At 70.8% G+C, this 400-nt stretch carries 1 pseudogene; it reads left to right on the top strand.

From position 1 onward, the window contains the following. Window positions 1-400 (top strand): annotated as a pseudogene (locus tag SB754_RS19350) (alpha-amylase); the annotation flags it as partial.

Here is a 400-nt window from a genome sequence, read left to right as displayed (position 1 = left end):
CCAGGACCCCGCGTTCTTCCGGGGTGGAGAGTATGACGGACTCGGCCGCGACGGATGCCGCGTGCCGTTGCCGTGGACGGCCACCGGTGAGTCCTTCGGCTTCGGCTCGGGCGGAAGCCACCTGCCGCAACCCGCATGGTTTGCGGGCTCGGCGGTCGAGGCCGAATCGGCGGATCCGTCATCGACCCTGTCGCTCTATCGGAGGGCGCTCGGTCTGCGTCGGGACCTGCAAACTGGCGAGGGTCTCGAATGGATCGAGACCGGCCGCGACGACGTGCTGCGTTTCCGCAGGCCGAACGGGTGGGAGATCGTGACGAACTTCGGCACGGATCCGTTCCCCCTCGGCCCGGGCGCGGAGCGTGTCGTGCTGGGGTCCGCGCCCGACGGGCGCCTGCTCGGC

Source organism: Leifsonia sp. SIMBA_070, from assembly GCF_046534635.1.
Lineage (GTDB): Bacteria > Actinomycetota > Actinomycetes > Actinomycetales > Microbacteriaceae > Leifsonia.
Note: the sequence above shows the minus strand (reverse complement) of the source record. Positions and strands in the feature narration are given on the sequence as shown.